We start from the raw sequence: 13,005 nt of genomic DNA, 5'->3' as shown, positions 1-13,005 counted from the left end.
GCGGTGTCGCGCGAGAGGTCTCATTATCACCCGGAACGATGGCCGTCATGTCACCGGCGCGGTGTCCCGCGCGGTCAGCGCCCGCGCGCGTCCCCCAGCGGCGCGAACCACAGCACGGCAATGCCCACGAGCAGACTGGCCGCGGCGAACAGCAGGCCGGAGGTGAACGAATGCGTCCAGTCCTTGAGCGCGCCCACGACGATCGGGCTGAGCGCCGAACCGAGATTGCCGACGGCGTTGATGACGGCGAGCCCAAGCGCGCGCGTGTGCGGCGCGAGGTTGCGATCGGGCACGGTCCAGAAGATCGCCATGGCCGTGTAGGCGCCCGTCGAGGCCATCGCCACGCCCGCGAGTCGCACCGACGGTTCCGGCGCGAAACACGTCACCACCCAGCCGGCGGCGGAGAACAGCATCGGCAGCACGAGGTGCCAGCGCCGTTCCTGGAGGCGGTCCGAGCGGCGGCCCCACCAGATCATGCCGGCGATGGTGCATACGGAGGGAATCGCCGCGAGCAGGCCGATGGTCACGTTGCTGCTGGTCGTGCCGAAGCTCTTCACGATCTGCGGAATCCACAGCGAGGCGAGCGAGAGCGTGTTGACCAGACAGAAATACCCGAGCGCGAATTTCGCCACGCTCGGCGTGAGGATGGCGCGCCACATGCCGGTGTTCTGCCCGCGTGCGTCGTGCCCCCGCGTGGCCACGACGGCGGCGCGATCGCGCGCCAGCATCGCGTCGAGCGCGCGCTTCTCCGTGTGGCTCAGCCAGCGTGCGTCGGCGGGTTTGTCGTCGAGATACCACCAGGTCACCACGCCGAGCAACACCGTCGGCAGTCCTTCGAGCACGAACAGCCACTGCCAGCCGGCAAGGCCGCCCACGCCGTCGAGGCGCAACAGGTAGCCCGACGCCGCCGCGCCGAGCGCCGACGTCACCGGCATGGCGATCATGAACCACGCGTTCGCACGCGCACGGGCGGCCGAAGGGAACCAGTCGCCCATGTACAGCAACATGCCCGGTAGAAAGCCCGCCTCGGTGATGCCGACGATGGCGCGAATGAGATAGAGACTCGTGGCGTCATGCGCGAACATGGTCGCGCTCGACGCCAGTCCCCACGCAATCAGGATCGCCCCGATCCAGCGGCGCGCGCCGAACTTCACGAGCATCAGGTTGCTCGGCACGCCGCAAAGTACGTACGTCAGATAGAACACGGTCGATGCCATGCCGAACATCGTGCTGGTGAGCCCGAGGTCCTGACTCATCGTGAGGGCGGCGAAGCCGACGTTGATGCGATCGAGAAACGAGAACAGGAAAAGCACGAAGAGGAAGCCGAGCAGGCGACGCGAGATCTTGCGAACCACCTGGCGCTCGAGATCCATGTCGTGCACGGCATGCGAGGCGGTTGTGGCGCCATCCTGGGCGCCGGGCAGCGATGCCGAAGGGGCAGATACGGCGATGCCGCCGCCGGACTGGGCGGCAGGGGTGATACGACTCATGATGGGTGTCTTCTCCAACGCTCCCCGCCTTGGTTGTGAGATGGCGGTGTTATGAAAACGGGCCCGCCGTCGAGGGCGGGCGCCGAAGGGAACGATGCGGGTATGGGCGGGGGCGAGTCGCTCAGTGCTGTGTGCTGCGCGCGGCCTGCTCGATGAGATGCAGCACGCGAGGCGCGTCCTGGATCTCGTTGGCCAGCAGCAGGGCGACCTTGGCGAGCAAGCGCTCGCGCCCGTCGTCGGGCGCGTCGTCGATGGCCAGGGCAAGCGCGTCGTAGATCGCTTCGAGACCCGCGATGTCGGTGTGTGGGGTGGTCATGATCAAGCTTCCTTGAGTATCGTGGCGGCTCACGCGCGTGCCGTCGCCTGAGCGAGGGCGGTGGCGAGGCGCGCGGCGTCCAGGCGCAGCCAGCGGGCACAAATGTGGTGATCGGGACGCACGAGGTATGCCGTGCCGTCGGCCGCGCCATATTTGGCGGCGGCGTGCCCGTTCGCATCGCGCAACGTGAGGTCGGCGCCGGCCACGGCGTGGAGCGAGCCGGAAAGTGCGATGACCGTGATCGGTACGCCGCGTTCGCGCCAGGTGGCGACTTCATGGCGCAGCACGTCGTCGAGCGGCGCGTCGCCGAACGTCAGCAGATGGAAGGCGGCGCCAAGGTGGTCATACAGGTAGTCGTTTTCGCCGAGCCGCAGATTCGGCGCCGGGGCACCCACGCCTGGGCCGCCAGGCATCGTGGCGTTGTCGTCGTCGGGACTGTTGAGCGGCGAGTCGCGGTAGTCATGCGCGCGCGACGTGCGCCAGTGAAACAGGGGGCGGACGAATTCGTGCGCCAGCGAGAGATCGAGCACGGCGTCGCGCAGCAGACGAAAGCCATGCGACGGCGGCGTCATGAAGCGCGTGCTCTTGCCCGCTTCCGAGATGATCTCGCGCGCGGCGCCCACGCGATCGTGCGTGTACGACGCCAGGAGTTCGGCCGGGGCGGCGCCTCGCGCCACGGCGGCGAGCTTCCACGACAGATCGATGGCGTCCTGAAACCCGGTGTTGGCGCCGCGTACGCCGAAGATCGGCAGCAGGTGCGCCGCATCGCCCGCAAACAGCACGCGGCCATGCACGTAGTCGGGCAGCGTGAGCGCGCGAGCCGAATACACCGAGCACCAGTCGAGCTCCCAGGGCGTGCCGCCCAGTCCCATCATGTCGAGTTGTGCGTTGATGCGCTCGCGGATGGTCTCGGGCTCGAGCGCGTGCTCCGACGTCTCGGACGCCGGCAACTGGTAGTCCACGCGCCAGATGCCGTCGGGCTCGCGATGCATGAGCACCGTATTGCCCGGGTTCCAGTCCGGCGCGAAGTAGGCCAGGCGCTCGGTCGGCAGATCGAGGTCGATGCGAATGTCGGCAATGACGAAACGGCCTTCGTAGCTCGCCCCTTCGAAGCGCAGGCCCAGTGCCGTGCGCACGGTCGAGCGCGCACCGTCGGCAGCCACCAGCCAGCCGGTGCGCTGCGTATATTCGCCCTCGGGCGTGTCGATCCGCAGCGCGACGCCGTTCGCGTCCTGCGTGAGTCCGACGAGCTTGTTGCCCCAGCGCATCTCGACGAGCGGTTCGCGCTCGATGGCGTCGACCAGGTAGCTCTCGAGCACGTTCTGTTGGAGGTTGATGAGCGGTGCGAAACGGTCGTCCTCGTCGACTGGCGATTCCATGCGGAACACGCGCTGGCCGCGATAGTACGAATTGCCGCTGGTCCACGGCAGTCCCTTGGCCACCACGGCGTCGGCCACGCCCACCGCCTGCAGAATCTCCTGCGAGCGGCGCGTGAAGACGATGGCGCGGCTGCCTTCCGAGACTTGCTGCTCGGCCTGCAACACCACGCAGCGCACGCCGTGACGTGCAAGCGCGAGTGCCGTGACCATGCCGATCGGGCCGCCGCCGACGATCGTGACGGGGACGGTACCGTTCCCGTCGGTGTCGGCCGCTGTGGCGTTGCCCGTCGCGAGGGACGCCGGAGCATAGTGGGGATAGACGCGATACGTGTGATAAAGCGACGCGCGCGGGGTGGTCTCTGGTCGATGCATGGTGCGGCACCTGAAAAGCCGCTCGGCGCGCGGGGCGTGGCGTCTCGTGTCAGCGGGGAGACAGCAGCCGCACCTTGCGCAAATGACGTGGATCGTCATCGAGCATTTAGTTGCTAACACAACCATTCTAGTGTGCTAAGGTTGCGTTCGCAACCAAATATCGACCCCTTTCGACTAGGGGAAAACACTGAAATGCGGCCAGTCCACAAAACGCTCGACCAGTTCCTGACGTACAAGATGCACCGTCTGATGAAGCAGCACGACAAGCGCATTGCACAGTCGTACGCGGAGGCCGCGCAGCTCAGCCTGGCCGAGTCGCGGGTGCTCGCGGCAGTGGGCACGGCGGGCGCGTTGTCGAATTCCGAGCTGGCGCGCCGCGCGAATCTGGACAAGAGCCAGGCCAGTCGCGGTGCGGACGGATTGGTTTCGCGCGGACTGGTCCGGCGCTCGCCTGACGAGCACGACGGTCGCGCGGTCAAGGTCACGCTCACGCCGGACGGCGAGCGCGTCTGGCGCGTGGTGATCGATGCGGCGCGCACGCACTACGAGCGCTTGTTCGAAGCGCTCACGGACGAGGAGATGCTCGCCTACGAAACGCTGCTCGACAAATTGCTTGTGCGCTCCGACGAACTCGACGATCAGGCGTAAGCCGCCACAGCGACGATGCACAAAGGGCGCCCTCGGGCGCCCTTCTTCATTGCCGGCGACGTGTGCCGGCGCGCGCTGCGCATGCGCTTCGCCCGACGATCAGGCGAACGACAACGTCTTCGTCAGGTCGCCCGGCGGCATGGCGCCGCGAGCGGCGAACGCCGCATTGCGATGCGCGATGCCTTCGAGCGTGGGCAGATCGTGCAGGCGCGTGACGAAGCGCAGGATCGACGTGGTGTCGTAGAACGTGTGATCGACGTTGCCGCGCCTGGCGAACGGCGAGACCACGATGGCGGGGATGCGCGAGCCCGGGCCCCATCGGTCGCCCTTCGGCGGCGCAACGTGGTCCCACCAGCCGCCGTTCTCGTCGTACGTGATCACGACCATCATGTTCTGCCATTGCGGCGACTTCATCAGGTGCGCGAGCACATTGCCCACGTGCTGATCGCCCGACGCCACATCCGAGTAGCCGGCATGCTGGTTCAGGTTGCCCTGCGGTTTGTAGAACGTCACGGCCGGCAGCTTGCCCGCGACCACATCGGCAAGGAATCTGTTCGAGATCGGGCTGTCGCCTTCGCCGCCGTCACGCAGGTGTTCCGTACGGGCGGCCGTGCCCGGCGCGAACTGTGCGAAGTAGTTGAACGGCTGGTGGTGATACTGGAAGTTCGGCCTGTCCGCTCCCCCCTTGTGATCGAGCGCCGACTGCCAGGCGCCGGCGTACCAGGCCCATGACACCCCCTTCGACGAGAGCAGATCGCCGATGGTGGCGAAGTTCTGCGGCGGCAGCGTGGCAGGATTCGACGGATCGGCAAAGCGCTTGTCGCCCGAGGCGGCGGGCTTGACCGGAGACGGCTGATACGCGGGCATCATCGTGTTCACGGCAAACCCGTCGGGCGTGATCGCACCGTCGCGCACGAACTTCGGCTTGCCGTCGGCGGCCGAGGCGGGCGACTCCGCGGACACGGCCAGACGCACGCCCTGGGGGCCGTCGGCGAGCACGGCGATCTTGTCCCTGGCCGGACTGCTCGCGGCATTCGGATAGACGGGCGGACGTGCCGAGACCAGGAACTGGTGATTGAGGAACGACCCGCCGAAGGCGGCCATGAAGAAGTTGTCGCACATCGTGTACTGCTGCGCGATCTTGTACAGGTCAAGCGTCTTTGCCGTCTCGCCGTAGTAACCCATGACCAGGCCGCCCGAGTCGGCCCATGCAGCGAACTGATTGTTCGCGCCGCCGTTGATCTGCATCTGGTTCTGCCAGAACAGGTGCCACAGATCGCGCGTGATGACCGACTCCGGCAGCAGCTTGCCCTCGGCGTCCTTGAGCATGTACGGCGCGTTCGGCTGGCGGGGAATGTCCTTCTCGCCGATGTGATACTTCTTGCCGCCGAGCATTTGCGGGCGCGGCACCAGACCGTCGAAGACCGGCGGCAGCAGTGACATCGGCGTCTTGCCGTCGCGATCGAGCTGCGTGTACGCAGACGCGGGCACTTTCGACAGCGGCTTCTCCACGCCGGGGAAGTCACCGAAGAGATTGTTGAAGCTGCGATTCTCCAGGTAGATCACGACCACCGTCTTGATGTTTGCCTTGAGCTGCGCGTCAAACGTGCCGCCCGGTGCGACGGCCGTCGGGGCGCCGGCACCGGCGTCGGTGGCGCATCCGGTCAGCGCGGTGGTGGCGCCCGCCGCACCGGCCGCGCCGATGGCGGCGAGACCCTGGAGCAGGCGGCGGCGCGACGGGTCCGACGGGTTGTCGTCGTTCGGACCGGCGGCGGAATCGTGGGGCGTGGTGTCTTGCGTCATGGTGTCCTTGGGTGTCCTGGTTTGGCGTGTCGCGCAATGCGGCGCGTGCGCGCGGGCGCGACCGGTCGGCAAGGACGGACGTACGAGAGACCTTGTGCCGTCGGCCGGCCCGGGCGGGTGAGGCAGACGACGTTTTTACGCGGGGACTGTGACAAATGGGTGACATCGCCGGGATGTCACCGCACGCGTGCCGGCCGCGACCGGGGTGCGACGCCGGGTGTCAGGCCGGAGGTGCTGCAGGGGCGGGCGGTGCCAGCGGTTTGGAACGCGAGGGAAGGCGCCCGGGATAGCCGGTGTCCTCGAACAGACCGGTGCGGAACTGTTCGACCAGATCGTCGAGCAGCGCGCGCAGGGCGCTGGGCATTTGCTTGCGCGAGATGTATACGCCGTAGATCGTCATCTCGCGCGGCACGTAGTCGGGCAGCAGGGCGCGCAGGGTGCCGTCGCGCAGATACGGCAGCGCCGAATAAACGGGCTGGAGGGAAATGCCCGCGCCGGCGAGCGTGGCGGCGAAGACCGCGCTGACCTCGTTGGCCGACAGATTGCCTCCCACGGGCACACCCAGCGGCGCACCGTTGTGCGTGAACTGCCAGAGGCTCTTGCCGAAATACGTGTAGGTCAGGCAGTTGTGAAGCGCGAGGTCTTCCGCTCGTTCGGGCGTGCCGTGACGCTGAAGGTAGGCGGGCGCGGCGCAGACCACGGAATGGCAGGTCGCCAGCCGTCTTGCGATGAGACCGGGCGACGGCTCGCTCGTGACCCGAATGGCCAGGTCGATGCGTTCGTCCACCAGGTCGATGGTCCGATCGGCCACCACGAGATCGATCGCCACGCCGGGGTGTCGCACGATGAACCGAGTGACAGCGGCCGCCAGGAACGCCTGCGCGAGCGAGGTGCTGCAAGCCACACGCAGCAGACCGCGCGGCGTGCTGTCGGCCTGCGAGGCGCAGGCGAGATCGTCCGCGATCCCGAGCATTTCCCGGCAGCGCGGCAGCGCGTCGTTGCCGGCGTCGGTCAGGCTCACTGCGCGGGTCGTTCGGTGCAGCAGCCGGGTACCCAGCCATGCCTCCAACTCCGCCAGATAGCGCGAAACCATCGCTCTCGACATGTCCAGCCGCTGTGCCGCCGCGGTGAGAGAGCCGCGTTCGGCCACCTCCGTGAAGACGCGCATCGCCGTAAGACGGTCCATGATTTGCTCGATCGATGCAACAAAGAGATCGTCATTATGGGCTTTTTTTGCGCGACTGGCGCGACTACGATGGCATGCATCACAAGCGCCCTACGACGGCTACGACGGCCATGACGGCGCGACACGACACAGGACAATCGAGATGACCTACGCGACCTTGCATTACATCGCCGATCCGCTTTGCGGCTGGTGCTACGCGGCGGCGCCCCTCGTGCGCGCGGCGCGTGACGTGGCCGGCCTTGACGTGGCGCTGCATGGCGGTGGCATGATGGCCGGCCCGAACGCGCAGCCGGTCACGCCGCAACTGCGCAGCTACGTCATGCCGCACGACCACCGTATCGCGGAGCTGACCGGTCAGCCGTTCGGCGACGCCTACTTCGACGGATTGCTGCGCGACGGCACCGCGGTCTTCGACTCCGCACCGCCGACGGCCGCCGCGCTGGCTGCCGAGGCGCTGGCCGGGCGCGGACTGGACATGTTCGCCGCCATGCAGCGCGCGCACTACGTCGACGGCAAGCGCATCGCCGAGCGCGACGTGCTCGTCGACATCGCCGCCGATCTCGGGCTGGACCGCGCTGCGTTCGCGAAGGCGCTCGACGCCGTCGATGCAAACGCGCTCATGGCGCATTTTCGCGAAAGCCGTGCGTGGCTCGCGCGCGTGGGCGGCAGCGGTTTTCCGACCTTTGCGCTGGAAATCGACGGCCGCCTGGAGCGTCTCGAACCGGGGCGCTATCTCGGCCAGCCCGACGCATGGCGCGACGCGTTGCGCGAGCGTCTGATGGCCGCGCAGGCCACGTCCGCCGCCGCGGGCGACGCCGCCGCGTTGCCGCAGTGCGGCCCCGACGGCTGCGCGATCTGAACGTGCGTCGCCTCTCTCCGAATTCCCCCTCAACTGCAGGAGTCGTCTGATGAAAGTCGCATTGATTGGTATTACCGGTCGCGTGGGCACGCGCGTTGCCGAGGAACTGCGCCAACGTGGCCACACGGTCACCGGCATCGCCCGAAATCCCGAGCGCGTCGAAGCGCAGTCGGGTCTGAGCGTGGTCAAGGGCGATGCGTCCGATCCGGCGTCGCTCGCGCCGTTGCTCGCCGGTCACGATGCCGTGATCAGCGCGGGCCGCTTCGTCTCGATGGATGCCGCGAAACTCGTCGATGCCGTCAAGCGCGCCCACGTGCCGCGTCTGCTGGTGGTAGGCGGCGCAGGAAGCCTCGAAATCGCGCCGGGCAAGGCACTCATCGATACGCCGGACTTCCCGCAGGCCTACAAGCCGGAAGCCGCCGCCGGACGGGACTTCCTCGAAGTGCTGCGCGCCGAGCCGAAGGGTTCGGCGCTGAACTGGACGTTCCTGTCGCCGTCGGCATTGTTCGAGCCGGGTGAGCGCACCGGCAAGTTCCGTCTTGGCGACGACACCCTGCTCGTCGACGGTAACGGCAAGAGCTGGATCTCGATGGAGGACTACGCCATCGCGCTGGTCGATGAACTCGAGAAGAACGCCCATCCGCGCGCGCGTTTCACGGTCGGTTACTGAGCGACCGAGCCCTTGCACGACGGCGGCGCGCGCTTCGCCAGACGATCAGCGCGCCCGCCGGAACGTGAGGTTGTAGCGTACGGCCTGTGCGTCGAAGCTGCCTTCGACGCCTGCAATGCCGTGATAGACCAGCCGCGACGGGCCGCCCCACACCACGACGTCGCCAGGTTCGAGGCGCACGCGCCGGGTTCGGTCGCTGCGATGCAGGCCGCCCCACAGGAAGGTCGCCGGCAAGCCGAGCGAGACGGATACGATGGGCGCGTCCAGGTCGCGCTCGTCGCGATCCTGATGCAGTGTGAGCCGGGCGTCGGGCGAGTAGCGATTGATGAGGCAGGCGTCCGGCGCGAAGCCGCGATAGCCGGCCGCTTCGGCCGCCTCGCGCGCGAGTGCGGTGAACGACGCCGGCATCGACGGCCACCGTTGCTTCGAGAGCGGATCGTGTGAGCCGTACCGATAGCCGGCGCGATCGCTGATCCAGCCGACGTCGCCGCAATTGGTCATGGCGACCGACATGCGTTTTCCGCCGGGCGTGAGCCAATGCCTCAGCGGCGCCAGTGCGACGACCGCGTCGATATCCCCTTGCAACACCGAAAGGCGCGAGCGCGCGAAGCCGCGCAGCAGGAAGGCGCCGGGGCCGAGGACGTCCGCCGGTGCCTGCCCGGTGTCGGTGTCGTCGTGGGCTGTGGCGAAGAGGTCGAGTGTCATGTGGCGTCGTGCAGGATCACGCCCAGCGTGTGCCGATGGCCGCTGCGCACCCGGCTCACGCCGTGCCGCATGTTCACCCGATACACGCCGCGCGTGCCGTTCACCGGGCGATGATGTACGGGGAAGACGACCGCGTCGCCACGCATGAGCGGCACGACTTCGGCACGCGATTGCATGCGCGGGCGCTGTTCCGTGAGCACGAACTCGCCGCCGGTGAAATCCTCGCCCGGCTGCGAGAGCAGGATGGCCACCTGCAACGGGAAGACATGATCTCCATAAAGATCCTGATGCAGGCAATTGTAGTCGCCGGCTTCGTATTGCAGCAGCAGTGGCGTGGGTCGGCGCTGACCGGCCGCATGACATTGGGCGAGGTAGGCGCGATGCGTCGGCGCAAAGCGTGTGTCGATGCCCATCGCGGCATGCCAGCGATGCGCGATGTCGCGCAAGGGCGCGTAGAACGCCTCGCGCAATTCGGCAACGAGCGGCGGCAACGGATAGGCGAAGTATTGGTACTCCCCCTGGCCGAAGCCGTGACGCGCCATCACGACGCGGCTGCGAAAGCGTGGCGAAGTGGGCGTCACGCTCATGCGCCCGTGCGTCGGGCCGTACATGTCGCGCAGCGTGGCACACGCCTGCGCGTCGAGCAATTGCGCGATGCGCGCGGCACCGTGGGCGTTGAGTTCGTCTTCCAGCGCGGCCCAGTCGAGTGATTTGACGCGATCGCTCACCGCTTTCCCCCGTTGATAACCGGTACGCACGAAGCATGCGCGTCGGGTGCGATTTCCCCGTCGCCCGTCTCACCTTCGGCACGTTCGTTCGCGAGCAACGCGCGCTTGCGCTCGACACCCCAGCGATAGCCCGAGAGCGCGCCGTCGTTGCGCACGATGCGATGGCAGGGGATCGCCACCGCGAGCCGGTTGGAAGCGCATGCCTGTGCCACTGCCCGCACGGCGCGCGGGGCGCCGATGCGCTCGGCGATCTGCGCGTAGCTGGCGGTCTCGCCCGCCGGTACTTCGCGCAACGCCTGCCAGACGCGCTGCTGGAACGCCGTGCCGCGCACGTCGAGCGGCAGTGACAGGCCGAGGCGCGGCGACTCCACGAATCCCACGACCTGCGCGATCCAGCGTTCGAATTCCGCATCCGCGCCGACCAGTTCCGCCTTGGGGAAACGATCCTGGAGATCGTGCAAGAGCGTGTCGGGGTCGTCGCCGAGCGAAATGGCGCACAGGCCGCGCGAGGTGGCGGCAACGAGCAATGCCCCCAGTGAGCACTGGGCCACCGCGAAGCGGATCGACTCGGCCTGCCCGCCTGCGCGGAACGTGGCGGGTTTCATGCCGAGCAGGGCGTCGGCGCTTGCATAGAAGCGGCCGTTGGAGTTGAACCCCGCGTCATAGAAAGCGGATGTGACGCTGCCCGAGGCGGGCAGCGCGTCGCGTACGCGTTCGGCGCGCCGGCCGTTCGCGTACGCGCGAGGCGTCACACCCGTCACCGCCCGAAACAGCCGGTGAAAATAATGCGGGCTAAGGCCGGCTTCGGCCGCGAGCACGTCCAGACGGGGCGGGACTTCGGCCGTCTCGATGCGTCGACACGCGGCGGTGATCAGGGCTGCGTGTCGCGCATCGAGGCCGCCCTGATCCGGTTTGCATCGCTTGCACGGTCGAAAGCCCGCACGTTCGGCAGCGGCAATGTCTGCATGAAAGGCGACATTCTCGCGCCGAGCGAGGCGGGCGCCGCACGACGGGCGGCAAAACACGCCGGTCGTGCGCACAGAGTAGAAGAATTCACCGTCCGCCTGCTTGTCGCGTGCGACAACGGCGGCCCATTTGGCGTCGTCGGTCGCATAGCGCGCGCCGGACGTTCGGTTCGCGCTATCGGTGGCGGTGTCGCTTGAACGCGGCGCGCGTTGGGTGGTCATGGACTGGGTACGCATCACGATAGTCTCCCATGGACTGAGGCTGTGTCTTCAGTGTAGGGAACGGGTCTCGTGGCGGCGCTCCGTTTCTTGCTATCGAATTCCACCCGCTATCGAATTTGCCGCTTTCGACGGGTCGTCGCGTCACACGCCGGGCGGCATGGTCGTGCCGAGCTTGGCGGCCAGGCTCATCACCATCACCAGCACGAGCGCCTCGATGCCAACCACCCGCGCGAATGCCGTGGTGTCGAGCGGCGTCTCGCCGGTGTCGAGGACGAGGCGAGGCAGGAAGTGCCAGCGGTTCCACGCACCCAGCAAGGCGGCGCAGCCCACGAGCACCAGTTTCGTCACCAGCCACGCGAGATACGGCGCGTTCTGATCGGCGAACCACAGCGACGGCGTTTCGCCGAGCGTGCGCCACGCATTGAAGGCCCCTGTCACGAGTGCGACGAACATCGCCAACGTCGCCACCGACGACAGGCGTTCGCCATACGCCGCGCGGGCACCGACAGGCCAGTGGCGCCAGCCGGGGATGGCACATCCCGCCACGAGCAGCACGCCGGTCCACGCAGCGGCTGCCGCGACGTGCAAGGTGTGAATGCCGACAGCGAGCGACGGCATCGATGCATCCGCCGCATGTCCGGTGCCGGCGCGCGCGAGCGCGAGCACCACGGCGCCGACGGCGTAGATCGCACGCGCATGACGTTCCTGGCGATGCTCGCGACGATGGTGTCGGTCGCGCGGATCATCGGCGATGGGCAATACCTGCCGCAATCGGCGCCGTGCGTCGTACCAGGCCCAGGCGCCCCCGCACAGCAGGGCGGCGCCCAGACCGGCCACCCACTGCATTCGGCCGTAATGCGTTTGCGTCAACACCAGCGACACGTCGCCGAGCATGGCCGACGCGCTTTCCCATTCGCCACCGGTCATGGCCTCTGTGCTGGCCACGACATACGCGACCCAGGCCAGCAACGCGAGCCCGGCCGCGAAGGCGGGCAGCACGCGCAAGGTAAGTCCGCGCTTCACGGCGTGAGGGCTGCGCAACAACAGTACGCCGGCCGCCAGCGCGAGGGCCAGATCGAGCAATCCGGCGGTGGCGGGCTGCCACGTGCCGGCGGCCATTTCCGCCGTCATCACTTGACGGCGAAGCGGAAATTGCCTTGCGTGCGATGGCCGTCGCTCGCCACGGCGACCCAGTTCGCCTGGTAGTCGCCGGCGGCGAGCGCGGGTAGCGCGAGGGTGAGCGTCTTGCGCGCGGCGTCGAGTGTCGGCTTGGCCGTTGTGACGGGTTGGCCCTTGGCGTCGACGACGCTGAGTTTCGACAGGGCGCCCTCGAGTGCCGAGTCGAACGTCACGCGCACCGACGTCGGGGCTTCGACGCTCGCCTGTGCGGCGGGCGCGCTCGAGACCACGTGGGCATGGGCCCATGCGCCTTGCGAGAGGCCGGCGAACGCAATGGCGGTCGCCAGGGCGATACCTTGCGCGGCGCGGCGCAGTCCATGGGCGTGGCAAGAGGCGTTGGCGCGGATCTTTGAATTACGCATAGGGGGGCAATCAGAATGAAAAAGGGGCTCCTGAAGCTTGGGCCAACGCTGCATCGACGAAGATCGGCACTGAAAAAGGCCGACGTCGGCAGACGGCCCGCGCCAGCGAGTGAATGGCCGG

General features: G+C 67.8%; 13 protein-coding genes. 3 read left to right on the top strand and 10 right to left on the bottom strand.

What is annotated here, in order from left to right:
• Positions 1-74: 74 nt before the first annotated feature.
• From LV28_RS46615 to LV28_RS46605, 3 genes are all read right to left on the bottom strand, one after another.
• Positions 75-1,490, bottom strand: coding sequence for an MFS transporter (locus LV28_RS46615; protein ID WP_024788426.1), 1,416 nt, complete (start codon positions 1,488-1,490; stop codon positions 75-77).
• Positions 1,491-1,611: 121 nt separating this feature from the next.
• A complete protein-coding gene (locus tag LV28_RS46610; RefSeq protein WP_023597954.1) occupies positions 1,612-1,806 on the bottom strand; it encodes a hypothetical protein in 195 nt (64 codons plus the stop codon).
• A gap of 29 nt (positions 1,807-1,835) precedes the next feature.
• A complete protein-coding gene (locus LV28_RS46605) occupies positions 1,836-3,557 on the bottom strand; it encodes an FAD-dependent monooxygenase (protein ID WP_025249970.1) in 1,722 nt (573 codons plus the stop codon).
• Positions 3,558-3,749: 192 nt separating this feature from the next.
• Between LV28_RS46605 and LV28_RS46600 the strand changes: the two genes are divergently transcribed.
• Positions 3,750-4,205, top strand: coding sequence for a MarR family winged helix-turn-helix transcriptional regulator (locus LV28_RS46600; RefSeq protein WP_023872869.1), 456 nt, complete (start codon positions 3,750-3,752; stop codon positions 4,203-4,205).
• A 99-nt stretch (positions 4,206-4,304) separates the two neighbouring features.
• Here LV28_RS46600 and LV28_RS46595 read toward each other — a convergent pair whose 3' ends face one another.
• Positions 4,305-6,008, bottom strand: a complete 1,704-nt coding sequence (locus LV28_RS46595) for an acid phosphatase (RefSeq protein WP_038619525.1) — start codon at positions 6,006-6,008, stop codon at positions 4,305-4,307.
• Between the two features lie 220 nt (positions 6,009-6,228).
• Positions 6,229-7,194 (bottom strand): LysR family transcriptional regulator, encoded by a 966-nt coding sequence (locus LV28_RS46590; RefSeq protein WP_223272071.1) that lies wholly within the window; start codon positions 7,192-7,194, stop codon positions 6,229-6,231.
• A gap of 142 nt (positions 7,195-7,336) precedes the next feature.
• Here LV28_RS46590 and LV28_RS46585 point away from each other — a divergent pair, with 142 nt between their 5' ends.
• Entirely contained in the window at positions 7,337-8,053 is a 717-nt protein-coding gene (locus LV28_RS46585; RefSeq protein ID WP_038619528.1) for a DsbA family protein, read from the top strand.
• A gap of 49 nt (positions 8,054-8,102) precedes the next feature.
• Complete coding sequence (locus LV28_RS46580; RefSeq protein ID WP_023597949.1) at positions 8,103-8,723, top strand: NAD(P)-dependent oxidoreductase; 621 nt, start codon at positions 8,103-8,105, stop codon at positions 8,721-8,723.
• 45 nt (positions 8,724-8,768) lie between these two features.
• On the opposite strand, the gene alkB is transcribed toward LV28_RS46580, so the two are convergent.
• From alkB to LV28_RS46555, 5 genes are all read right to left on the bottom strand, one after another.
• A complete protein-coding gene (gene alkB, locus LV28_RS46575; RefSeq protein WP_023597948.1) occupies positions 8,769-9,428 on the bottom strand; it encodes a DNA oxidative demethylase AlkB in 660 nt (219 codons plus the stop codon).
• On the bottom strand, positions 9,425-10,186 hold the full coding sequence (locus tag LV28_RS46570) for a 2OG-Fe(II) oxygenase (protein WP_224785219.1): 762 nt from the start codon (positions 10,184-10,186) through the stop codon (positions 9,425-9,427). Before LV28_RS46570 ends, alkB begins: the two co-directional genes overlap by 4 nt.
• Entirely contained in the window at positions 10,153-11,358 is a 1,206-nt protein-coding gene (ada, locus tag LV28_RS46565) for a bifunctional DNA-binding transcriptional regulator/O6-methylguanine-DNA methyltransferase Ada (protein ID WP_023597946.1), read from the bottom strand. The genes LV28_RS46570 and ada overlap by 34 nt, the downstream gene beginning before the upstream one ends.
• Positions 11,359-11,484: 126 nt before the next feature.
• Positions 11,485-12,462 (bottom strand): CopD family protein, encoded by a 978-nt coding sequence (locus LV28_RS46560; RefSeq protein ID WP_158443217.1) that lies wholly within the window; start codon positions 12,460-12,462, stop codon positions 11,485-11,487.
• 11 nt (positions 12,463-12,473) lie between these two features.
• Positions 12,474-12,884, bottom strand: coding sequence for a copper resistance CopC family protein (locus tag LV28_RS46555; RefSeq protein ID WP_023597944.1), 411 nt, complete (start codon positions 12,882-12,884; stop codon positions 12,474-12,476).
• Between the last annotated feature and the right edge of the window lie 121 nt (positions 12,885-13,005).

Origin of the sequence: Pandoraea pnomenusa (assembly GCF_000767615.3) — a bacterium.
GTDB lineage: Bacteria > Pseudomonadota > Gammaproteobacteria > Burkholderiales > Burkholderiaceae > Pandoraea > Pandoraea pnomenusa.
Note: the sequence above shows the minus strand (reverse complement) of the source record. Positions and strands in the feature narration are given on the sequence as shown.

What these genes read in the sequence shown, in the direction of transcription:
- LV28_RS46615 (WP_024788426.1), bottom strand. Translation starts at nt 1,490, where the DNA reads ATGAGTCGTATCACCCCTGCCGCCCAGTCCGGCGGCGGCATCGCCGTA.
- LV28_RS46610 (WP_023597954.1), bottom strand. Translation starts at nt 1,806, where the DNA reads ATGACCACCCCACACACCGACATCGCGGGTCTCGAAGCGATCTACGAC.
- LV28_RS46605 (WP_025249970.1), bottom strand. Translation starts at nt 3,557, where the DNA reads ATGCATCGACCAGAGACCACCCCGCGCGCGTCGCTTTATCACACGTAT.
- LV28_RS46600 (WP_023872869.1), top strand. Translation starts at nt 3,750, where the DNA reads ATGCGGCCAGTCCACAAAACGCTCGACCAGTTCCTGACGTACAAGATG.
- LV28_RS46595 (WP_038619525.1), bottom strand. Translation starts at nt 6,008, where the DNA reads ATGACGCAAGACACCACGCCCCACGATTCCGCCGCCGGTCCGAACGAC.
- LV28_RS46590 (WP_223272071.1), bottom strand. Translation starts at nt 7,194, where the DNA reads ATGGACCGTCTTACGGCGATGCGCGTCTTCACGGAGGTGGCCGAACGC.
- LV28_RS46585 (WP_038619528.1), top strand. Translation starts at nt 7,337, where the DNA reads ATGACCTACGCGACCTTGCATTACATCGCCGATCCGCTTTGCGGCTGG.
- LV28_RS46580 (WP_023597949.1), top strand. Translation starts at nt 8,103, where the DNA reads ATGAAAGTCGCATTGATTGGTATTACCGGTCGCGTGGGCACGCGCGTT.
- alkB (WP_023597948.1), bottom strand. Translation starts at nt 9,428, where the DNA reads ATGACACTCGACCTCTTCGCCACAGCCCACGACGACACCGACACCGGG.
- ada (WP_023597946.1), bottom strand. Translation starts at nt 11,358, where the DNA reads ATGCGTACCCAGTCCATGACCACCCAACGCGCGCCGCGTTCAAGCGAC.
- LV28_RS46560 (WP_158443217.1), bottom strand. Translation starts at nt 12,462, where the DNA reads ATGGCCGCCGGCACGTGGCAGCCCGCCACCGCCGGATTGCTCGATCTG.
- LV28_RS46555 (WP_023597944.1), bottom strand. Translation starts at nt 12,884, where the DNA reads ATGCGTAATTCAAAGATCCGCGCCAACGCCTCTTGCCACGCCCATGGA.